Origin of the sequence: uncultured Streptococcus sp., from assembly GCF_901875575.1 — a bacterium.
Taxonomy (GTDB): Bacteria; Bacillota; Bacilli; order Lactobacillales; family Streptococcaceae; genus Streptococcus.
The window spans coordinates 32,618-54,316 of the sequence record NZ_CABFMF010000002.1; the positions used below are offsets into that span (position 1 = coordinate 32,618).

The 21,699-nt window shown below is 40.0% G+C and carries 23 protein-coding genes; 6 read left to right on the plus strand and 17 right to left on the minus strand.

All coding sequences use genetic code 11. The annotated features are described in order from the left end of the window. Window positions 1-89 precede the first annotated feature (89 nt). The 3 genes from QZ114_RS00395 to malQ all read right to left on the minus strand — a co-directional run bounded on the left by QZ114_RS00395 (window position 90) and on the right by malQ (window position 5,140). Window positions 90-992 carry an XRE family transcriptional regulator gene (locus QZ114_RS00395; protein ID WP_295498294.1) on the minus strand — a complete coding sequence of 301 codons (903 nt, stop codon included), beginning with the start codon at window positions 990-992 and terminating at the stop codon, window positions 90-92. Window positions 993-1,339: 347 nt separating this feature from the next. Continuing rightward, the gene (gene glgP, locus QZ114_RS00400) at window positions 1,340-3,598 is read right to left on the minus strand and encodes a glycogen/starch/alpha-glucan family phosphorylase (RefSeq protein WP_295498297.1); all 2,259 of its coding nucleotides are present in this window, start codon (window positions 3,596-3,598) and stop codon (window positions 1,340-1,342) included. 24 nt (window positions 3,599-3,622) lie between these two features. Continuing rightward, entirely contained in the window at window positions 3,623-5,140 is a 1,518-nt protein-coding gene (malQ, locus tag QZ114_RS00405; RefSeq protein WP_295498303.1) for a 4-alpha-glucanotransferase, read from the minus strand. A 479-nt stretch (window positions 5,141-5,619) separates the two neighbouring features. On the opposite strand from malQ, the gene QZ114_RS00410 reads away from it, so the two are divergent. From QZ114_RS00410 to QZ114_RS00430, 5 genes are all read left to right on the plus strand, one after another. Further along, entirely contained in the window at window positions 5,620-6,891 is a 1,272-nt protein-coding gene (locus QZ114_RS00410) for an extracellular solute-binding protein (RefSeq protein WP_295498306.1), read from the plus strand. Between the two features lie 112 nt (window positions 6,892-7,003). Further along, window positions 7,004-8,296, plus strand: coding sequence for a carbohydrate ABC transporter permease (locus QZ114_RS00415; RefSeq protein WP_295498309.1), 1,293 nt, complete (start codon window positions 7,004-7,006; stop codon window positions 8,294-8,296). Window position 8,297: 1 nt separating this feature from the next. Beyond that, window positions 8,298-9,140 (plus strand): sugar ABC transporter permease, encoded by an 843-nt coding sequence (locus QZ114_RS00420; RefSeq protein WP_295498312.1) that lies wholly within the window; start codon window positions 8,298-8,300, stop codon window positions 9,138-9,140. Window positions 9,141-9,297: 157 nt separating this feature from the next. Further along, the gene (locus tag QZ114_RS00425) at window positions 9,298-10,098 is read left to right on the plus strand and encodes a DUF1189 domain-containing protein (protein ID WP_295498315.1); all 801 of its coding nucleotides are present in this window, start codon (window positions 9,298-9,300) and stop codon (window positions 10,096-10,098) included. Window positions 10,099-10,107: 9 nt separating this feature from the next. Continuing rightward, entirely contained in the window at window positions 10,108-11,094 is a 987-nt protein-coding gene (locus tag QZ114_RS00430; protein ID WP_295498318.1) for a LacI family DNA-binding transcriptional regulator, read from the plus strand. 29 nt (window positions 11,095-11,123) lie between these two features. Here QZ114_RS00430 and QZ114_RS00435 read toward each other — a convergent pair whose 3' ends face one another. The 14 genes from QZ114_RS00435 to QZ114_RS00500 form a co-directional block, all read right to left on the minus strand. Next, on the minus strand, window positions 11,124-12,065 hold the full coding sequence (locus tag QZ114_RS00435; protein WP_033682919.1) for a YitT family protein: 942 nt from the start codon (window positions 12,063-12,065) through the stop codon (window positions 11,124-11,126). Next, complete coding sequence (gene aspS / locus QZ114_RS00440; protein ID WP_295498322.1) at window positions 12,043-13,806, minus strand: aspartate--tRNA ligase; 1,764 nt, start codon at window positions 13,804-13,806, stop codon at window positions 12,043-12,045. Before aspS ends, QZ114_RS00435 begins: the two co-directional genes overlap by 23 nt. A 154-nt stretch (window positions 13,807-13,960) precedes the next feature. After that, complete coding sequence (locus QZ114_RS00445; RefSeq protein ID WP_033682917.1) at window positions 13,961-14,191, minus strand: hypothetical protein; 231 nt, start codon at window positions 14,189-14,191, stop codon at window positions 13,961-13,963. A 17-nt stretch (window positions 14,192-14,208) separates the two neighbouring features. Beyond that, window positions 14,209-14,850, minus strand: coding sequence for a CPBP family intramembrane glutamic endopeptidase (locus QZ114_RS00450; RefSeq protein ID WP_295498326.1), 642 nt, complete (start codon window positions 14,848-14,850; stop codon window positions 14,209-14,211). A 9-nt stretch (window positions 14,851-14,859) separates the two neighbouring features. Next, window positions 14,860-15,558 (minus strand): ABC transporter permease, encoded by a 699-nt coding sequence (locus QZ114_RS00455; RefSeq protein ID WP_295498327.1) that lies wholly within the window; start codon window positions 15,556-15,558, stop codon window positions 14,860-14,862. Next, a complete protein-coding gene (locus QZ114_RS00460; protein WP_295498330.1) occupies window positions 15,551-16,375 on the minus strand; it encodes an ABC transporter ATP-binding protein in 825 nt (274 codons plus the stop codon). Before QZ114_RS00460 ends, QZ114_RS00455 begins: the two co-directional genes overlap by 8 nt. 10 nt (window positions 16,376-16,385) lie before the next feature. Further along, complete coding sequence (locus QZ114_RS00465) at window positions 16,386-17,126, minus strand: DUF3169 family protein (protein ID WP_295498332.1); 741 nt, start codon at window positions 17,124-17,126, stop codon at window positions 16,386-16,388. Between the two features lie 18 nt (window positions 17,127-17,144). After that, window positions 17,145-17,495, minus strand: coding sequence for a PspC domain-containing protein (locus QZ114_RS00470; protein WP_295498334.1), 351 nt, complete (start codon window positions 17,493-17,495; stop codon window positions 17,145-17,147). Window positions 17,496-17,497: 2 nt separating this feature from the next. Then, window positions 17,498-17,695, minus strand: a complete 198-nt coding sequence (locus tag QZ114_RS00475; protein WP_295498336.1) for a hypothetical protein — start codon at window positions 17,693-17,695, stop codon at window positions 17,498-17,500. After that, on the minus strand, window positions 17,682-17,870 hold the full coding sequence (locus tag QZ114_RS00480) for a hypothetical protein (RefSeq protein WP_295498339.1): 189 nt from the start codon (window positions 17,868-17,870) through the stop codon (window positions 17,682-17,684). Before QZ114_RS00480 ends, QZ114_RS00475 begins: the two co-directional genes overlap by 14 nt. Next, window positions 17,870-18,076: a helix-turn-helix transcriptional regulator gene (locus tag QZ114_RS00485; protein WP_295498397.1), complete on the minus strand. Its 207-nt coding sequence runs from the start codon at window positions 18,074-18,076 to the stop codon at window positions 17,870-17,872. The genes QZ114_RS00480 and QZ114_RS00485 overlap by 1 nt, the downstream gene beginning before the upstream one ends. 9 nt (window positions 18,077-18,085) lie before the next feature. Then, window positions 18,086-18,553: a hypothetical protein gene (locus QZ114_RS00490; protein ID WP_366926332.1), complete on the minus strand. Its 468-nt coding sequence runs from the start codon at window positions 18,551-18,553 to the stop codon at window positions 18,086-18,088. A gap of 143 nt (window positions 18,554-18,696) precedes the next feature. Beyond that, entirely contained in the window at window positions 18,697-19,986 is a 1,290-nt protein-coding gene (gene hisS / locus QZ114_RS00495) for a histidine--tRNA ligase (protein ID WP_295498341.1), read from the minus strand. Window positions 19,987-20,063: 77 nt separating this feature from the next. Next, complete coding sequence (locus QZ114_RS00500; protein WP_295498344.1) at window positions 20,064-21,311, minus strand: transporter; 1,248 nt, start codon at window positions 21,309-21,311, stop codon at window positions 20,064-20,066. 30 nt (window positions 21,312-21,341) lie between these two features. Here QZ114_RS00500 and QZ114_RS00505 point away from each other — a divergent pair, with 30 nt between their 5' ends. Next, window positions 21,342-21,659 carry a hypothetical protein gene (locus tag QZ114_RS00505; RefSeq protein ID WP_295498347.1) on the plus strand — a complete coding sequence of 106 codons (318 nt, stop codon included), beginning with the start codon at window positions 21,342-21,344 and terminating at the stop codon, window positions 21,657-21,659. The last annotated feature ends 40 nt before the right edge of the window (window positions 21,660-21,699 follow it).

The following is a 21,699-nucleotide window of genomic DNA, read 5'->3' on the forward strand; positions in this document are numbered from 1 at the left end:
ATCTATGATTTCAAATATATTAAATTCTTACTAACAAAGCTCCCCATATTGCCTATCAGCATCCCTTCATAATGAACAAAGAGTTTTTTTTACATATCAGGAAACTCTTCTTTCATCTCCTCTATCACTTGATTTTTGAAATTTATATCATTTAAAAACTCTGCTCCCATAATAGCTTTGTCGTAATACTGTAGGGCTTTTTCTTCATTTCCTTTACCATAGAGGTAATACTTTGCTTCTAAATAATCAACTGTGGGTTTTAAACTAGTGTCTCCTATTTCAATCATAATTTCTCTTAACATACTCAATATTTCAGGAATAAATTCATGATAATCAATATCGATTTGATAAAGAACTAATCCTATAAGTACCCTTTGCAATAGATGAGTATAACTGGCATCTTCGTAATTTGTTTGAGATACAATATTTAGACAAACTTTTTTTAAAGTTATTTCATCTCGTTCTGAATTAACAGCTAGAGATAAAAAATATAAGTACAATATCAGTAGATCATTTGTCGAATATTCTGTTCGTAACATTGTTTGTTCAAAATATTCCTCAATTAAACCCTCTCCAAATTCAACATTTTCGGAAACATATACATCGTCAATAGCTTGTAGAACCTCAACTGATACTTGTTCATCCTCAGGCAGTTGGTCATAAAAGCGTTCCTGAATTTCTTCAAAGATAGCTTCACGTTGGTGGATTTTTTCTTCATCGCCATGAATAGATTGACGAATCAATTTCGTTTTTAGTTTTAAATACTCTTTAGGAACAATTAACAAGCCCTCGTCAATTAACTGAGACATCGGAACCCCTAACACTTCTGCTATATAGTCCAGTTTCGCTAAGCTAGGTAAGTTATTTCCAGTTTCAATTCGGCCCAACTGACGAACAGTAAGTTCTTTTTCATCTCCACAAAAGGCCTCTCTACTCAACCCTTTTTCAGTTCGTAAGGTGCGAATCCGTTTCCCAATTTCCAAATTACTCATAATGACCTCTTTAAATTCTAATTTGATATCCAAATAACCAATTGTATACGTTCTCATTTTAACACACTTTCTTACAATTTTCAGAAAAAATAATGATAAGGAATAGTTTTTAAGCCACTACACTATATAAGTGACCCATTTCAGTATAGTATCTGAGGTCTATTTCCGCTCAAGTATTCAAAAAAGCGAATTTCATTCGAAACTCGCTTTTTTACAAAATGTATTAAGTATAAATTTGTATCTTATACTCAATGAAAATCAAAGAGCAAACTAGGAAGCTAGCCGCAGGCTGTACTTGAGTACGGCAAGGCAACGCTGACGTGGTTTGAAGAGATTTTCGAAGAGTATTAGTTCAAGTGCCAGATATCTTCGTTATACTGAGCGATTGTACGGTCAGATGAGAAGAATCCTGCTTTAGAAATGTTAACGATAACTTTATCCAACCATGCGTCACGGTCTTCGTAGTCAGCCAACATTTGCTCTTTGACTTTGATGTAGTCTTCTAAGTCAAGAAGAGTCATGAACCAGTCTTTGTTGATCAATTCATTGTAAAGACGTTCCAAGCGCTCTTTGTTTCCAGCTGCAAGAACTGCATCGCTAACGATGAAGTCAACCAATGGTTTGATAGCTTGACGAGCGTAGAATTCGCTTGATTTGTATGCTGCTTTTGCGTAAAGGTCGATAACAGTTTCTGAATCTTCACCAAAGATGTAGATATTTTCGTCTCCAACCAACTCAGCGATTTCCACGTTAGCTCCGTCCATAGTACCAAGAGTCAAAGCTCCGTTCAACATGAATTTCATGTTACCAGTACCTGAAGCTTCTTTAGAAGCAAGTGAGATTTGTTCTGAGATATCACATGCTGGGATAAGGAAGCTTGCTGCAGTAACGTTGTAGTTTTCAACCATAACTACTTGCAAATGTGGAGCTACCGCTGGATCGTTAGCAATCACTTCTGACATGCAAAGGATCAAGTGGATGATGTCTTGAGCGATTGTATAGGCTGGAGCTGCTTTACCACCAAAGAAGATTGTGATTGGGCGAGCAGGGATGTTACCAGCTTTGATGTCAAGGTATTTGTGGATCACATACAAAGCGTTCATTTGTTGGCGTTTGTACTCGTGAAGACGTTTGATTTGGATATCAAAGATAGAATTTGGATTGATTTCCACACCTTGGTGCTCTTTCAAGTGACGAGCCAATTTACGTTTGTTGTGAGCCTTGATATCTTCAAGTTTAGCTTTAAGGGCTGCTTTATCTTCGAATGATAAAAGTTTTTCAAGCTCATCTGCTTCATGGTGCCAACCGTCTCCAAGAATCTCGTCTAAGTAGTGAGACAAGCTTGGATTAGCATGCATGAGCCAACGACGGAAAGTGATACCGTTTGTTTTGTTGTTGAATTTTTCTGGGTAAAGGTCGTAGAAAGCTTTCAACTCAGAATTTTTCAAGATTTCAGTGTGAAGTGCTGCTACCCCGTTAACGCTGTATCCGTAGTGGATATCCATGTGGGCCATGTGAACACGTCCGCTCTCATCGATAATTTGAACAGCTGGATCTTTCACTTCTGCTTTCACACGACGGTCCAATTCTTCGATGATTGGTACCAAGTGAGGAACCACTTCTTGCAAGAATTCAAGAGGCCATTTTTCAAGGGCTTCAGCAAGGATTGTGTGGTTAGTGTAGGCAGTCATACTACGAACGATTGAGATTGCTTCGTCAAGCTCGATACCACGTGCAGTCAAAAGACGGAGCAATTCAGGAATCACCATTGATGGGTGAGTATCGTTGATTTGGACAACTGCGTAGTCAGCAAGGTCATGCAAGTTGCTTCCTTTTTCGATTGCTTCGTCGATGATCAATTGCGCACCGTTTGAAACCATGAAGTATTGTTGGAAGATACGGAGCAATTCACCTTGCTTGTCGCTATCGTCTGGGTAAAGGAAGAGAGTCAAGTTGCGAGCGATGTCTGTCTTGTCAAAGTTGATACCATCTTTGATGATAGAAGAATCAACTGAATCCAAGTCAAACAAACGCAAGCGGTTCTTCGTTTCTGTCTTGTAACCAGGAACATCAATATCATAAAGAGTTGATGTCAAAGTAAAGTGAGCAAATGGTACTTGGTAGCTACGGCTTGAGCGAACCAACCAGTTTTGCTCTGTCAACCATGCATTTGGAATTGTTTCTTGTTGGTTGTTTTTAAGAACTTGTTGGAAAAGACCATAGTGGTAGTTCAAACCAACACCGTCACCATTCAAACCAAGAGTCGCAATTGAGTCGATAAAGCAGGCAGCCAAACGTCCCAAACCACCATTACCAAGAGATGGTTCCAATTCAACTTCTTCGACTTCGATCAAGTCTTTACCTGCAGCAGCAAGTTCTTTTTTAACATCGTCGTAAAGTCCAAGGTTGATTAAGTTGTTTGACAAAAGTTTACCAATCAAGAACTCAGCTGAGATGTAGTAAACTTTCTTTTTACCAGTATTAACTGGTTTTTTGCTACTTGCAAGCTTGCTATAGTTAAGAAGCGCAAGGTAAAGCTCTTCGTTACTACACTCTGAAATGGTTTTATTGTAACAGTTTTGTACAAATTCTTGTAGTGATAACATGTTTAAGTGTCTCCTGATATTATCTTATTTCTTTAATTCTACCAAATTTTCGTTGATTCGGCGATAAATTGTCGTCAAGTCAAGCAAAGTTTCTTCGACAGCTGGTGTCAATTGATCTTCAGTCATACGCCAAGACCAGTTTCCACCAAGAGTAGATGGGAAGTTCATACGAGCTACCTCATCCAATTCTAGCAAATCTTGCATAGTTGCAATTGCCATAAAGCTAACTGATGAAAAGACTGTACGAAGCATAGCGTGTGGCACTGTTTCGTATTCTTTACGGTTAGTATAGCGAGCCATGTACTCACGAGTCGCATCATCGATTTCGTTACGGTACCAACCAAGGACCGTATTGTTATCGTGTGTTCCTGTGTACATAACTGAGTTAGCAGGTGCCAAGTGTGGGCTATCAATGCTTTCGTCTTCTGGGTTGAAGGCAAATTGAAGAATCTTCATCCCTGGGAAGCCAGTACGTTCACGCAATTCGATAACTTCATCTGTCATGAAACCAAGGTCTTCTGCAATGATGTTTAACTCACCAAGTTCTTCCTTAACGGCTGCAAAAAGCTTGTAGCCAGGACCTTTGACCCACTCACCAGGTGCTGCTGTATCGGAACCAGCAGGGATTTCCCAGTAAGATTCGAAACCACGGAAGTGGTCGATACGAACGATGTCGTAGATTTTGAAGCTTTCACGCAAGCGTTCAATCCACCATTTGTAACCATCTTTATCCATTGCTTCCCAGTCATAGATTGGGTTCCCCCAAAGCTGACCAGTTGCAGAAAACTCATCTGGTGGGCATCCTGCGATGCACGTCGCCTTACCGTTGACATCTGTCTTGAAGAGATGTGGATTTGCCCACATATCGCTTGAATCTTCCGCTACGTAGATTGGCATGTCCCCAACGATTTCAATATGGTTGTCGTTAGCGTAAGCTTTCAATTTTAACCATTGTTGGAAGAAGAAGTATTGAGTCACACGGTGGTAAACCAACTTGTCTGCTAATTGCTCACGGTAGCTTTCAAGTGCTGAAGCTTTACGAGCACGAGCATCAGCATCTGGCCATTCAGTCCAAGCAAGATTGTCAAAATGCTCTTTGATAGCCATATACTCTGCAAAGAGTTCAAGCCATGATTGGTTGTCTTGAGCAAATTTCTCAAAATCTTTAACATCTCCTACTTCCAAGAAACGTTTTACCGCTTTTTCTAAAAGAGGACGACGTGCATAGTAGATTTTCGCATAATCAACTTCAGACGCATCACTACCAAAGTCAACCCCTTCAAGGTCACTTGCTTGCAACAAGCCTTGTTCCACCAAGATATCTAAATCGATAAAATGAGTGTTCCCTGCAAAGGCTGAGAAAGATTGGTAAGGAGAGTCTCCGTAACTAGTTGTTCCTAGCGGAAGGATTTGCCAGTAACGTTGTTTTGTGCGAACCAAGAAATCAACGAAGTCGTAAGCACTTTTACCAAATGATCCGATTCCGTATGCCCCTGGAAGAGAAGAAATGTGCATCAACACACCACTTTGACGTTTTTTCATAATGAGCACCTCATGTGTTTATAGTTATATTATTACATTTTTACGAACGCAAACGTTTGCGCTATTATTAGTATAGCTCATTTTCTTGATAAATGCAAGCGGTTTTAAAAAACTTTTTTGGTTATTTTTTTAAAAGTTTTTTCTTCATACTTGTATATATTCTTTATAAAAAAATAAAATCCTCTAGATAATTTCTCTTGCTCCATCTAAAAAAACAGTAAGCCTATTTTCCATATATGGATCAAGCAATCGTTTTCTCTCTATTTGAATTATTCATAGGGGAAAAACATTTTATAATCTTTCTTCTATTATACGCCGTTTAAATGCCGTTTAAGCGTTTACCTTTCTGCCAAATTTTTTAAAATTTTTCAAAAAAATGCTTGCAACCGTTTTCTATTTGTGTTATACTAGTGCCATAAAGGAAAACGTTTGCGTTTACCTCATTAATAAATTTTGTTATTCTTTAGGAGGAATACACTATGTCATCTAAATTCATGAAGAGCGCTGCTGTTCTTGGAACTGTTACACTTGCTAGCTTGCTCTTGGTAGCTTGCGGAAGCAAACCAGCTGAAAAAGCTGCTGATTCTGGCTCATCTGCAGGAAAAGAAATCACTCTTTACGTTGAAGACCAATACAAAGCTTACGCTGAAACAGTTGCTAAAGCTTATGAAAAAGAATCAGGAACAAAAGTTAACATCAAATCTGGTGACCAACTTGGTGGACTTGACAAACTTGCTCTTGACAACCAATCAGGTCAAGCTGCTGACGTTATGATGGCACCATACGACCGCGTAGGTAGCCTTGGAACTGACGGACAACTTTCAGAAGTTAAAGTAAGCGACGGCGCTAAAGCAGATGATAAAACTAAATCTCTTGTAACAGCTGCTGACGGTAAAGTTTACGGTGCTCCTGCCGTTATCGAGTCACTTGTGATGTACTACAACAAAGACTTGGTAAAAGAAGCTCCAAAAACTTTTGCTGACTTAGAAAATCTTGCTAAAGATAGCAAATATGCCTTCGCTGGAGAAGATGGAAAAACTTCTGCTTTCCTAGCTGACTGGACAAACTTCTACTATGCATACGGTCTTCTTGCTGGTAACGGTGCTTACGTATTTGGACAAAACGGTAAAGACGCTAAAGACATCGGTCTTGCAAACGACGGTTCTATTGCAGGTATCAACTACGCTAAATCTTGGTATGAAAAATGGCCTAAAGGTATGCAAGATGGTACAGCTGCTGGAAACTTAATCCAAACTCAATTCCAAGAAGGTAAAACAGCTGCTATCATTGATGGACCTTGGAAAGCTAAAGCCTTCAAAGACGCTAAAGTAAACTACGGTGTTGCAACTATCCCAACTCTTCCAAACGGAAAAGACTACGCAGCATTCGGTGGTGGTAAAGCTTGGATCATCCCATCAAGCACTAAGAACCTTGAAGCTGCACAAAAATTTGTAGACTTCCTTGTTTCAACTGAACAACAAAAAGCCTTCTACGATGCAACTAACGAAATCCCAGCGAACACTGAAGCTCGTTCATACGCTGAAGGTAAAAATGATGAGTTGACAACAGCTGTTATCAAACAGTTCAAGAACGCTCAACCAATGCCAAACATCTCTCAAATGTCTGCAGTTTGGGAACCAGCTGCTAACATGCTCTTTGACTCAGTAAGCGGTAAGAAAGACGCTAAAACAGCTGCTAACGATGCTGTAACATTGATCAAAGAAACAATCAAACAAAAATTTGGTGAATAAAAAATTTGTTCAAGGGGGGTGGAAATCAAATCCCCCTTTGAATTTATCAATAGAAAAACATATATAGTTTAGGTTTTTGATTAGAAACCAGTATCCTATGAAAGGAGTTATTATGGAAAAGCAACAACCTAGTAAAGCAGCCCTGCTGTCTATCATTCCTGGGTTAGGACAGATTTACAATAAACAAAAAGCCAAAGGTTTTATCTTCCTTGGTGTCACTCTTGTTTTTGTCCTTTATTTCCTAGCACTTGCAGCCCCTGAATTGAGCAATTTAATTACTCTTGGTGACAAACCTGGTCGTGATAATTCCCTCTTTATGCTGATTCGTGGTGCCTTCCATTTAATCTTTGTAGTCGTTTATGTGCTCTTTTATTTCTCAAATATTAAAGATGCACATACAACTGCCAAACACATTAACAATGGCATACCAGTAGCACTTACCTTTAAAGAAATGGTCAAAGGAATCTATGAAAATGGCTTCCCTTACCTCTTGATTATCCCATCATATGTAGCTATGACATTTGCAATCATCTTCCCAGTTATTGTAACCTTGATGATTGCCTTTACAAACTACGACTTCCAACACTTACCTCCTAACAAATTGTTGGACTGGGTTGGTTTGACCAACTTTACGAACATCTGGAGCTTGAGTACCTTCCGTTCTGCCTTTGGTGCCGTTCTTTCTTGGACTATCATCTGGGCTTTGGCTGCCTCAACTTTACAGATCGTCATCGGTATCTTCACAGCTATCATTGCTAACCAACCATTTATCAAAGGAAAACGTATCTTTGGTGTTATTTTCCTTCTTCCTTGGGCTGTCCCAGCCTTCATCACTATCTTGACATTCTCAAACATGTTTAATGATAGTGTTGGTGCTATCAACACTCAAGTATTGCCAATCTTGGCTAAATTCCTTCCTTTCCTTGATGGTACTCTTATTCCTTGGAAAACAGACCCAACTTGGACTAAGATTGCCTTGATTATGATGCAAGGTTGGCTTGGATTCCCATACATTTACGTTTTAACTTTGGGTATCTTGCAATCTATTCCAAATGATCTTTACGAAGCAGCTTATATTGACGGTGCCAATGCTTGGCAAAAATTCCGCAACATCACTTTCCCAATGATTTTGGCTGTTGCGGCACCTACATTGATTAGCCAATACACCTTCAACTTTAACAACTTCTCTATCATGTACCTCTTCAATGCTGGTGGACCTGGTAGTGTCGGAGGTGGAGCTGGTTCAACTGACATCTTGATCTCATGGATTTACCGTTTGACTACAGGTACATCTCCTCAATACTCTATGGCGGCAGCTGTTACCTTGATTATCTCTATCATTGTTATCTCTATTTCTATGATTGCATTCAAGAAACTACACGCATTTGATATGGAGGATGTCTAAGATGAATAACTCAATCAAACTCAAACGTAGACTGACTCAAGCCCTTACTTACTTCTACTTGATCGGACTATCAATCGTGATTATCTATCCACTTTTGATTACCATTATGTCTGCTTTCAAGACTGGTAATGTGGTAGCCTTTAAGTTAGATAGCAACGTTGACTTTAGCTTTGCTAACTTCCAAGGACTCTTCTCTGAAACACTATACGGCACTTGGTACCTCAACACTTTGATTATTGCCTTGGTAACCATGGCTGTTCAAACAAGTATCATCGTCCTTGCTGGTTATGCATATAGCCGCTACAACTTCATCGCTCGTAAACAAAGTTTGGTCTTCTTCTTGATCATTCAAATGGTACCTACTATGGCTGCCTTAACTGCCTTCTTTGTTATGGCCCTTATGTTGAACGCTCTTAACCACAGTTGGTTCCTTATCTTCCTGTATGTAGGTGGAGGTATTCCGATGAATGCCTGGCTTATGAAAGGCTACTTTGATACAGTTCCAATGTCTCTCGACGAATCTGCAAAACTAGATGGTGCAGGACACTTCCGTCGATTCTGGCAGATCGTTCTACCTCTTGTTCGCCCAATGGTAGCTGTACAAGCTCTCTGGGCCTTCATGGGACCTTTCGGGGATTACATCCTCTCTAGTTTCTTGCTTCGTGAGAAAGAATACTTTACTGTTGCCGTTGGTCTCCAAACCTTCGTTAACAATGCAAAAAACATGAAGATTGCCTACTTCTCAGCAGGTGCTATCCTCATTGCCCTTCCAATCTGTATTCTCTTCTTCTTCCTACAAAAGAACTTTGTTTCAGGACTTACAAGTGGTGGCGACAAGGGATAATTTATCCCCGCCACCCTTTTTCTTTTAGAACTGCAGCATACTATTATGCTATAAAAAAGGAGCTTTCGCACAAGCAATTTGTCTCCTAGACTTGAAATAAAGCACATTTCTCTATATAATAATACTCATATAGAAAACACCTTTTAGAAAGATACAAATGCTTCCATATCCATTTTCATATTTTTCAAGTATTTGGGGATTTCGTAAGCCCCTTACCAAACGTTTTGGGCTTAACTGGTTTCAACTAATATTTACCAGTATCTTCCTCATTAGCTTGTCTATGGTTCCAATTGCCATTCAAAACAGCTCACAGGAAACCTATCCACTAGATACCTTTATTGACAATGTATACGCACCATTAACCGATGAAGCAATCAAGGATTTATCAGAACATGTAGAAATCGTGGAGGGGAAACTGACCTATTCGGGGGCTAAAAACAAGCAGCCTTCTCTCTTGATTGACTCTAGTCAAAGCAAGGAATTGCCAAAAGACTTACAACTGCATTTTGGTCCGGAGGAGCTTGTTATCAGTAAAGAAGGAAAAGAACTCACCCGCATTCGTTACCAGGCTATTCAAACTGAGAGCTTTAAAAGTAAGGAAAGCTTGACCCAAGCTATTTCTAAAGACTGGTACCAGCAAAATAGAGTCTATATCAGTCTCTTTCTCGTTCTTGGTGCTAGCTTCCTATTCGGACTCAACTTTTTTATCGTCTCTCTTGGAGCCAGTCTTCTTCTTTACATCACAAAAAAATCACGCCTCTTTTCATTTAGGACCTTTAAAGAGTGCTACCATTTTATCTTGAACTGTTTAGGATTACCAACTCTGATTACCCTTGTTTTAGGGTTATTTGGTCAAAATATGACAACCCTCATCACTGTACAAAACATTCTTTTTGTTCTTTATCTGGTCACTATTTTTTATAAAACCTACTTCCGTGATCCAGATTACCATAAATAGGAGATTTTTATGCCCGTTACGATTAAAGATGTGGCTAAGGCTGCAGGTGTTTCACCTTCAACCGTAACCCGTGTTATTCAAAACAAATCAACCATTAGCGACGAAACGAAAAAACGCGTTCGCAAGGCTATGAAGGAACTCAACTACCACCCCAACCTCAATGCTCGTAGCTTAGTGAGCAGCTATACTCAAGTTATCGGCTTGGTGCTTCCTGACGACTCAGATGCCTTCTATCAAAATCCTTTCTTCCCATCTGTCCTCCGTGGTATTGCCCAAGTCGCCTCTGAAAACCACTACGCCATTCAGATTGCGACAGGTAAAGATGCAAAAGAGCGTCTTAAAGCTATTTCTCAGATGGTCTATGGTAAGCGTGTAGATGGGTTGATTTTCCTTTATGCTGAAGAGGACGATCCCTTGGTCAAACTGGTTGCTGATGAGCAGTTCCCCTTCCTCATCTTAGGAAAATCTATTTCACCTTTTATTCCTCTTGTCGATAATGACAATGTCCAAGCTGGTTTGGATGCAACCGAATATTTCATCAAAAAAGGCTGCAAACGAATTGCCTTTATCGGAGGTTCTAAGAAACTCTTCGTTACACAAGACCGTCTAACTGGTTACGAATCCGCACTCAAGCAATACAAACTGCCTCTTGATGACAATCTGACCTACTTTGCAACTGAGTTCCTAGAAGAAAAAGGGTATCAATTTAGTCAACTCCTCTTTCAGCATGACCCGCAGATTGATGCGATCATTACAACCGATAGTCTCCTAGCCGAAGGGGTCTGTGACTATATTGCTAAGCACCAACTGGATGTCCCTGTTCTCAGCTTTGACTCGGTAAATCCCAAGCTCAACTTGGCGGCCTATGTTGATATCAATAGCTTAGAACTTGGTCGTGTTTCTCTTGAAACTATCCTCCAGATTATTAATGATAACAAAAACAATAAACAAATTTGTTACCGCCAGTTGATTGGACATAAAATTGTTGAAAAATAAAAACCAGCTCGCGCTGGTTTTTTTAGTTACTAATTGTCTGTTTCAACGAACCGTCCCAAAATATGAACATTCTCCGAGACAGAGACAAAGGCGCTTGGATCCACCTGTTTCATAATCTGTTTAAATTCATTAAACTCTGCACGTGTAATGACAGTAATTAAAACTGCCTTTCTCTCGTGATTATAGGTTCCTTCTGCATCGTGGATCATGGTTGCGCCACGGTGCAATTTTTTATGGATTTTCTCAATTACTTTATCTGGATGATTGGTCACAATCATGGCCTGCATGCGTTTTTGCTTGGTAAAGACAGCGTCTGTCACACGGCTAGAGACAAAGATGGTAATCATAGAGTAAAGAGCGTATTTCCAACCAAAGGTCAAACCTGCTATCAGCATGATTGTCCCATTTACCAAGAAAGAAATACTACCGACATTCTTACCCGTTTTCTTGCGAATAGTCAGACTGACAATATCCGTCCCACCACTGGAGATATTGTTGCGAAGAGCAAAACCAATCCCCAAGCCCATGACAACACCCCCAAAAAGGGCATTGATAATAGGATCCTCCGTCAAGGTCGCCACAGGGACAAACTGGATAAAGAAGGAACTCATGGATACCGTGATAAAGGTAAAGACGGTAAACTTATGCCCTATCTGATACCAAGCCAAGACCATCAAAGGAAAATTAATCGCGTAGAAAGCCAATGAAATCGGAATATGAAAACCAAACCAGTGATTACTTAAGGCAGAGATAATCTGTGCCAAACCTGTCGCACCACTCGAATACACATGTCCTGGTTGGAAAAAGAAATTGACCGCTACTGCTGATAAAAAACCATATACCAAAGAGGCCGAAATCTTCTCATCATACTTTTCGCGAGAGATGCTTTGTAAGACACGTAAAATTTTTATCTGATAAGCAAAGCGGCGCAGATAATAGCGCCACCGCTTAATTCGTTTTGCTTGTTTCATCTTCTTCTACTTGTAAGCTGAGTTCCTCTAGTTGTTTGAGAGCGACGGTTGAAGGAGCTTGTGTCATTGGGTCACTTGCCTTATTGTTCTTAGGAAAGGCAATAACTTCACGGATATTTTCTTCTCCTGCTAAGAGCATGACAAATCGATCAAGCCCGATAGCCAGACCACCGTGTGGTGGGAAACCATAGTCCATGGCTTCAAGAAGGAAACCAAACTGGTCATTTGCTTCTTCGGCTGAGAAACCAAGAGCCTTGAACATGCGTTCTTGAAGGTCTTTTTGGTTGATACGAAGACTACCACCACCAAGCTCATAACCGTTCAAGACGATATCGTAAGCAATGGCACGAACCTTAGCCAAATCACCTTCTAATTCGTGAGCAGTCTCTTCCTGTGGAAGTGTGAATGGATGGTGGGCGCTCATGTAACGGCCTTCTTCTTCAGACCATTCAAACATTGGCCAGTCAATCACCCAAAGGAAGTTAAATTTATCGTTATCAATCAAGCCAAGCTCTTTGGCAATACGTCCACGAAGGGCACCGAGCGTTGCATTGGCCACTTCAAGCGTATCTGCCACAAAGAGAACCAAATCCTTATCCTCAAGCGCAAGTGCTGCTGTCAATTCTGCTTGGATGCCAGTCAAGAACTTGGCAACTGGTCCGTTTAATTCTCCATCAACAACCTTGACCCAAGCAAGACCTTTGGCACCGTACTGCTTGGCTACTTCAGTCATCTTATCAATGTCTTTACGTGAATAGTTGTCCGCAGCTCCTTTGACCACAATGGCTTTTACAGCTGGTGCTTCTGAAAAGACTTTAAAGTCTACACCTTTGACCACTGCTGTCAAATCCTGAAGCAACATGTCAAAACGAGTATCAGGTTTATCAGAACCGTAAAGAGCCATAGCGTCATCGTATTTCATACGAGGGAAAGGCAAAGTGACTTCAATGCCTTTTGTTTCCTTCATGACACGCGCAATCAAGCCTTCTGTGATATCTTGGATTTCTTGCTCAGTAAGGAAGGATGTTTCCAAGTCGACCTGGGTAAACTCAGGTTGGCGATCTCCACGCAGGTCCTCATCACGGAAACATTTAACGATTTGGTAGTAACGGTCAAAACCAGCATTCATCAAGAGCTGTTTCGTGATTTGTGGACTTTGAGGGAGAGCATAGAAATGCCCTTTATTAACACGAGATGGCACCAAATAGTCACGCGCTCCTTCTGGTGTTGACTTAGAAAGGAATGGTGTCTCTACGTCGATAAATTCCAACTCATCCAAGTAATTTCGGATAGAGTGGGTCACCTTAGCACGAAGTTTAAGATTTTCCAACATTTCTGGACGACGAAGGTCAAGGTAACGGTAACGCAAACGCGTATCGTCATTTGCCTCAATCCCATCCTTAATCTCGAATGGGGTTGTCTTAGCTGTATTAAGCACAGTCAAAGCTGTCACGTTTAACTCAACTGCACCAGTTGGCAACTTATCATTGGCTTGCTCACGCGCAGCGACCTGACCAGTTACCTCGATAACAAATTCGCTACGAAGGCTTTCAGCTGTTGCCATGACCTCTGCAGAGACTTTTTCAGGGTTGATAACCAACTGCATGATTCCTTCACGGTCACGAAGGTCGATAAAGATCAAACCACCAAGGTCACGACGACGGCCAACCCATCCTTTCAAGGTCATTTCTTGTCCGATGTGTTCCTCACGAACACGACCAGCATACATACTACGTTTCATTGTTTCTCTCCTCTTTTATTCTGTTACTATTTTACCATAAAAGCGCAGGCTCTTCATGAAAATCAGCAGAAAAGTTTGCCAGTCTTTAAAAATCAAGTGAAGACTCTAAAAATTAGCGCTAATACAAAAATCCGATGAAGTTCACCGGACTCTTTTATTTTGAATTTTTGCCTGCTTTACGTTTTTCAGCAATTTCAGCTGCCTTTCGAGGCAAGACAATTTCCGTTGTGTAAGCTGTTCCAAAACGCCAGATACCGGCAATAGGGGCAAAGACCACTGCTAGATGGCTGTAGAAGAAATCACCTTTGAAGGCGTACGCTAGCGCTCCAATGATGAAAAATAGAACGACTGCTTGAATCACTGCTAATAAAATTACTCGTTTCATGTGACCTCCTGACTCTATTATAGCATGAGAATCATCAAAAAGCTGACTAAATTATTCAAAGCATGTAGAGAAATACTGTAGAGCAGACCTTTTCTGCTAATATAAGCCAAGCCCAAGCTAAAACCAAGACTAGCATAAACTAAAAACTGTTGCAAAGTTCCTGGAGAATGAATCAAGGCAAACAGAACACTCGATACCAGAAGGAAAAGCAGAGTTTGTTTACTATTGTCCTGCTTAGGAAAGAGATAGCGTGCTAACATCCCTCTAAAGATGAGTTCTTCCGTCAAAGGAGCAAAAATATTAATAGCAAAGAATGAGAAAAGTGGCTGAGCCAAGGTCAGGTCTGTCGCTGTTTGCTGATTTACCGAAGGATCATTTGGTAGGAAAAATTGAACGACAAGAGATAAGAACCAAACCAAGGCAGGGAGCCAAATAAATCGGTTAAAACTACTCTTCTCAATATGGACAGGAGCTTTCTGGTACCATTTATAAATGACGTACACATATACTCCAGCCAAGGCCACATAGAGCAAGGTAGTAGCATAGGGTGAAGCGCCTAGATTCAAAGCTTCTACAGCCCCACTCTGAACGGTACCATAGATAAACACAAAGGATAGAATGGCTAGAAGAAACCAGCCAAGGTTTTTAAGTAGTTTCATAAAGGTCTCCTATCTTGCTTTATAGCTGTTTTTCAATACAATGAGGTTTGCTATCCCTAACACAAGTACCCAGGCAAGTAACATGCCGATATTAGAAAAGGATATTTCTCCACCTTTTTTATTTAAAAGATTTACAATAGGACCGATGAACGAATAATCCAACACTTTTTGAGCCGTATCATTTTGAAGAGCAATCATGGGTAAAAAAGAGACGATAAACACAGGAAACATACTATAAACTTGCGCTTTAGACTGAGTATCTGACACTGCACCGATTAGAAGGTTGAGAAAAATAACACTAATAGCTGCTAAGACCAAATAGATAACATAGGCCAATAAGTAACCTGATACATCCACTTTAAAATAGATTGGTAGTAAAATCATTCCAAGCAACATAATCAACAGAGGGAGAATGAGCATACTGAAAGTATATTCTGTTGCTGTCACACCACTTAGGATGAGTGATTTAAGATTGCGCTTTTCCTTATCTTCTGCCATCATAATCGATACCATATAACCACTTCCCATACTCAAGACCATCGTCAAACTCATAGAAAGGAAATACGTACTCAATTCTCCACTCTTGTTTAAGAACTCATTATATAGAACAGCCAGTCCAAAAGGCAACAATAGAGTCGCCAACAAAGTTGAATTGCTGATAAGAACTTGTAATCTTAACCATAGTAGGGCATTTAATTTTCTAAACATCTAACTTTTCTCCTGTCAATCTGATAAAGATTTCTTCTAAAGTTGGCTCACAAGAGTGAACCATCATCAAATCTGTCGTGTCTAAATGTGGCAATTCTTCAAATGGAACTATCTGTTCTCGTCCATCATTATAAACCACACGTACTTTCTTATCCACATGGTACTTCTGGATGATATCTTGCGGACTTCCATACTCTATTAAGTTTCCCTTATTCAAAAGAGATAAGCGATCACAAAGCAGAGTTGCCTCATTCATATCATGCGTGGTCAGAAAGATAGTTGTCCCCGCTTGCTTTAATTCTTGAAGTAGGGTATGAATCATCTTAGATGTTGTAGGGTCTAAGCCACTAGTTGGCTCATCTAGGAAGAGAATCTTAGGAGCATTTAGAAGGGCACGAGCCAAGAACATTCGTTGTTTCATTCCTGTAGATAGTTTTTCTGCGATAATATCTTTAGCATCTGCCAATCCAACCTGTTGGAGTACCTGATTTACTCTATCTGACTTGAGACCATATAACTTAGCGTAAATGAGCAGATTTTTGTAAAGACTCATCTTTTCATAAAAACCACTGCCATCACTAACAATACCGATTTGTTCCAAATCGTTTGAGGTTAAATCTTGAGAATTCTTGCCTAACAAAACTGTTTCACCTTGATCTGCAGGCAACTGACCCGTCAAGACGTTGATCATGGTTGTTTTACCTGAGCCAGAAGGTCCAAGAAAACCAAAGATTTCACCTTCCTTAATCTCAAAAGAAATCTGATGAAGAGCTTTTTTGCTCCCAAAACTTTTACTTACATTTTCAACACGAATCATAGAAACTCCTTTATTTGAAATAGCGTGTCACCATAGGTAACTGCATCACATTGATATAAATATGGATAGCTCCGACAAGCAATAAGGCGAGTAACTGAATCTCTCCTGTCAGTAAGGAAAAGAGATCAATTAGAATGTAGAGACCTGGCAAGACATAGTTATTTAATTGGAATAAAATCCGAAAACTCTGTTCAAAATTAGCTTGGCGCTCCCCTTCATCGTAAGAATTGATATAGTCCAAGACATCCTTTGGTGTAGAGAAAAATGCCAAATCAAACTGACGAACAATCGAAATGGTTTTATAAAGATATTTTTGAACATTGAAAACCAACACTAATGCCAAAAAAGAAAGAGATAAGGTTAGATTGCTTCTATTTAGTACAATCTGTTCACTTGCTGAAATGAAGAGAGCCAATAAAATCGCTACACTTGCAATATTAAAAGCAATGGTTCCAAACTCGAGATTCCGATACATTTGCACATAATAGCTTTCATTCAGATCATCATCCATTTCCTCTTGATATAAGGAGTGAAATTTTCTGCTTTTCTTTAGGAAATTGAATGTCAAAAGAAGACTAATGAGACCTATCAGTAAACAAATAGCTGATATCCATGGTATCAAGACTTTCACATCTAAAATGATTCCGTGGGATTCGGAAACAGCCTTAAACATCCCTACAAAACTGCCCAAGAAACCTCCCAAGACAACAGACATTAAAAATAACAATCCACGTTTCTTTTTCTTTTCCATATTCATTCTCCTTCTAAATTAAACCAATCCAACTAACCACTGACCAAAGACTTTACCTGATTCATAAATTGCTGTCAAGCCCTCTGTTCCAAGTGATACTAAAATCAAACAAACAGCAAACAAGAGAATAGCTTGATTTCTTGCTTTTTTCGCCCCTTCTCCTAAAGGGTCTCTCCCAAGCCAACCTGCTAGATAAGCATATAGGATGACTGTTAAAATCCCAAACTCCGTTGACCAAAGAAACAACAAAATGGCTACTAAACGGATGACGTTAGTCTTGATATTAAAATAATTTCCTAAACCTGCACAGACACCTGCAAGTTCTTTTTGTTCTGTATCTACTTGAAATCCTGCTAAAAACTCTTTCATATTCATTCTCCTTTTTCATTTGCTAAATTGTTTGCTTTCTTTTCAATCCAGTCAACAACTGGGATAAGAGCAAAGTAGGCCCAGATAAATTGGTCGCTGTAATAGAGATCAAACCATCCTAGATTTGTTCCAATTAGTAGACACATGCTGACTAATAGAGCTATGGCTACTACATAATAGATCACTTTATACTTTTTCATCATTTTTCTCCTTTTTCTCTAACCGATTGAAAATGGATAAGAGGACTAAATTAATCCAAAACAAATACTTACTTTCAACAAAATAGAACCACCCCAGTAATGTTCCAACCATAGCGAAAGCATTCACAATGAGGACAAGAACGCTCATATAATAAAACACTTTATACTTGTTCATCACTCGTCCTCCTCCAAGCGAAATACCGATTCGACTGTTTCGTTGAAAATGTGAGATATTTTGAGGGCAATGATAATGGATGGGGTGTACTCATCCCGTTCTAGTAGACTAACGGTCTGTCTGGAAACCCCTGCCCGCTTGGCTAGGTCGGTTTGATTGAGACCATCGCGAGCCCGAAGCTCTTTTAGACGATTTTTTAGTTGCATGTTACACACCTACTCTCCATCAAATTCAACGGTTTGGATATCCTCAATACGTTGCAACTTGAATTTTTCTTTCCCCTTTTTATCAACGCTACGTAGTTTGACCCATTCCTCGTCAACATCCACAACTTCCCAGTTATCTGGCCCAATATACACTCCCGTTATAATTGGTTTCTTTCCAATCATTTCTTGCAATAATCTTGACATTTCTATATTTCCTTTCTCTTTTCGCTCAAGCTTTTTGATTTTATTCTCTAGTTTCTTGATTTTTTTAGAATTATTAGAATAAAAGAAAATCATAAATAGTATAAATACTACTACCCACATCATAGCTCCTTTCTGCTTCCTATTTCTTAACTTGAATTTATTGTAACACATCTTTTTCTTTTTGACAAGCATATTTGTCAAAAAGTTTATAATTTTTGTCATTTTGCAAAAGAAAACGGTCAGGAGTGGGTTCCTGACCAATTTTTCTACTATTAATACTCTTCGAAAATCAAATTCAAACCACGTCAGCTTCACCTTGCCGTAGATATGGTTACTGACTTTGTCAGTTCTATCCACAACCTCAAAACACTGTTTTGAGCAACCTGCGGCTAGCTTTCTAGTTTGCTCTTTGATTTTCATTGAGTATAAAATCCTAGTTTTTCAAAGATTTCTGAGAAGTTTTGGCTGATTGTCTCAAGTGACACTTGCACTTCTTCTCGGGTTTGATTGTTCTTGACCGTCACTTGTCCGCTTTCGACTTCGCTCTCGCCTAGGGTGATGAGAGTCTTAGCCGCAAAGACATCGGCTGACTTGAACTGAGCTTTGAGCTTACGGTTGAGGTAATCACGCTCTGCTTTGAAACCTTGTTGGCGAAGAACTTGTACCAACTCCAAAGCCTTGACATTTGCTCCTTGACCCAAGACTACGATATAGACATCTAGGGCATTTTCGATAGGGAGAGCCACACCTTGCTTTTCAAGAATGAGAAGCAGACGCTCTACACCAAGTCCAAAACCAAATCCAGCAGTTTCAGGGCCTCCAAAATAAGAAACCAAACCATCGTAACGACCACCCGCACAGACTGTCAGGTCATTGCCCTCAATCTCAGTGATAAACTCGAAAATGGTGTGGTTGTAGTAGTCTAGACCACGCACCATATTGGTATCGATGATATAGTCTACTCCAAGATTCTCCAACATCTGACGCACAGCATCAAAATGAGCTTGGCTTTCTTCATCAAGGAAGTCCAAGATAGACGGCGCATTCTCCACTGCCACCTTGTCTTCTTTTTCCTTAGAGTCCAAGACACGGAGAGGATTTTCCTCCAAACGGCGTTGGCTATCCTTAGACAAGGTCTCCTTGAGCGGTGTCAAATAGTCAATCAAGGCTTGGCGGTAGGCTGCACGGCTCTCAGGATTTCCAAGAGTATTGAGGTGCAATTTGACACCTTGGATACCGATTTCTTTCAAGAAATGGGCTGCCATCGCGATAGTTTCCACATCGGTAGCTGGATTGCTAGATCCAAAACACTCAACACCAATCTGGTGGAATTGGCGCAAACGCCCTGCCTGTGGACGCTCATAACGGAACATAGGTCCCATGTAGTAGAACTTACTTGGCTTTTGCACTTCTGGTGCGAAAAGTTTATTTTCCACATAGGAACGGACAACTGGCGCAGTTCCTTCTGGACGGAGGGTAATATGGCGGTCACCCTTGTCATAGAAATCATACATTTCCTTAGTTACGATATCCGTTGTATCGCCGACAGAGCGACTGATGACCTCGTAGTGCTCAAAAATAGGCGTGCGCACTTCTGCATAGTTGTAGCGCTTGAAAATTTTACGGGCAAAGCCCTCAACGTACTGCCATTTGGCAGACTCAGCAGGTAAAATATCCTGCGTTCCTTTTGGTTTTTGCAATTTCATAGGGAATCCTCTTTAAACTTAATAGTCCTATTTTACCATAAATAAAGGGATTAAAACAGTGAGAAAAAAATTAGGATTTAGATATCATTTTTGAGATTAATAACTGTCAAAAGAATAGCTATCAAGGAAAGACCAACAAATAGCATCCAAGTCAACTGTATATTCCATACAGCTACAAGTGAAAAACAGGCTGTTCCCACAGGTATGGATAAGGTAAACAATAAACCTAAAAAATTACTGGTACGAGCTAGAACCTCTGGAGCTAGATTTTTCAGGAGCATGGCACTAATCTTTGGTTGAACTTTACCAGACACATACAGAGTTGAACAGAGAAATAGTAAACCAAGTACGACTTGATTGAATAAATTAGCTAGACCAACTAGACTGAGTCCTACGGTCACCCACATCATCAATCTAGGCAAGGACTGCTTCCCAAAATAATCATTGCCCGTAAGGCTACTGATGATGATTGCTAGCAAAGCACAGAATTGACTGATAAATAATGCCTCTGTGTAAGAAAAGTCCAAAAGAGAATGGCTCAAAAAGAAGATGTTATAGATGCTTCCTAAAGCGCCACCCAAGGCATTGATAAGCAAGACAGCACAGAGCATAAAACCAAAGTTTTTCTGCCCACCTTTAAGAAAAACGAGACGTAAATTTCGATAAATCGTTAGGAACTGCTCTTTAATCGGAAGCTTCTCATTTTTTAGAATTTCACCATCAGCAGATGACATTGACAGGCTCAATTTGCTTTTTCCTAAAAAGAGGATGACGGCTGATACTAGGAAGAAACAGGCATTGATTCCCGCAACGAGGGAAAAATTGTTGACCGATAGACCTAAGAGCCAGACTCCAAAAGCTTGACCACCAATAGCTGAAATATAGGTGATGAACTGGGAAAAAGAATAAGCCTCCATCAAATCATCTTCAGCTACTTTTTCCTTAATGAGAGGCATGCGCAAGCCACCTGCAAAATCACTGATGACATCACTAATGACATTGATTAAACACAGGCTAGAAAAGGCAAAGAGACTAGCTTGCTGGACAACTAGGGCTGCTAGAAAAAATAAAACCGCCTGAAACAAACCACTATAGACCATCCATTTGACCTTGGCCCTCGTATAATCTGCCCGAATCCCTACAAAAACTGTAAAGAAAGTCGGAAGAATCATGACAATATTCGCCATAGCAACCGCAAAAGATGCTTGTGGCAGGGTCGATGCATAGACGATAAAGACCAGATTAAAAATCGAAGCACCAAAAGCATTGAAGAAGCGTGACAAAGTCAAGAGTCGATAAGCTTGATTTCTAAACAATAGTTTCATAGGTAATCTCCCTTCTTGTTCGAATACTCAATGAAAATCAAGGAGCAAACCAGGAAGCTAGCCGCAGGTTGCTCAAAGCACAGCTTTGAGGTTGGGGATAGAACTGACGAAGTCAGCTCAAAGTACTGCTTTGAGGTTGTAGATAAGACTGACGAAGTCAGCTCAAAGTACTGCTTTGAGGTTGTAGATAAGACTGACGAAGTCAGTAACCATACCTACGGCAAGGTGAGGCTGACGTGGTTTGAAGAGATTTTCGAAGAGTATAAGTTCTATGTGAAGTATGACTATAGTATAGCACTTAGAAATTTTAGAGGAAAAACTTTTGAATATATGCAACAAATAAAATGAGCAAAAAGAAACGATAGAATTTCTCCAGTGACACGAGAGA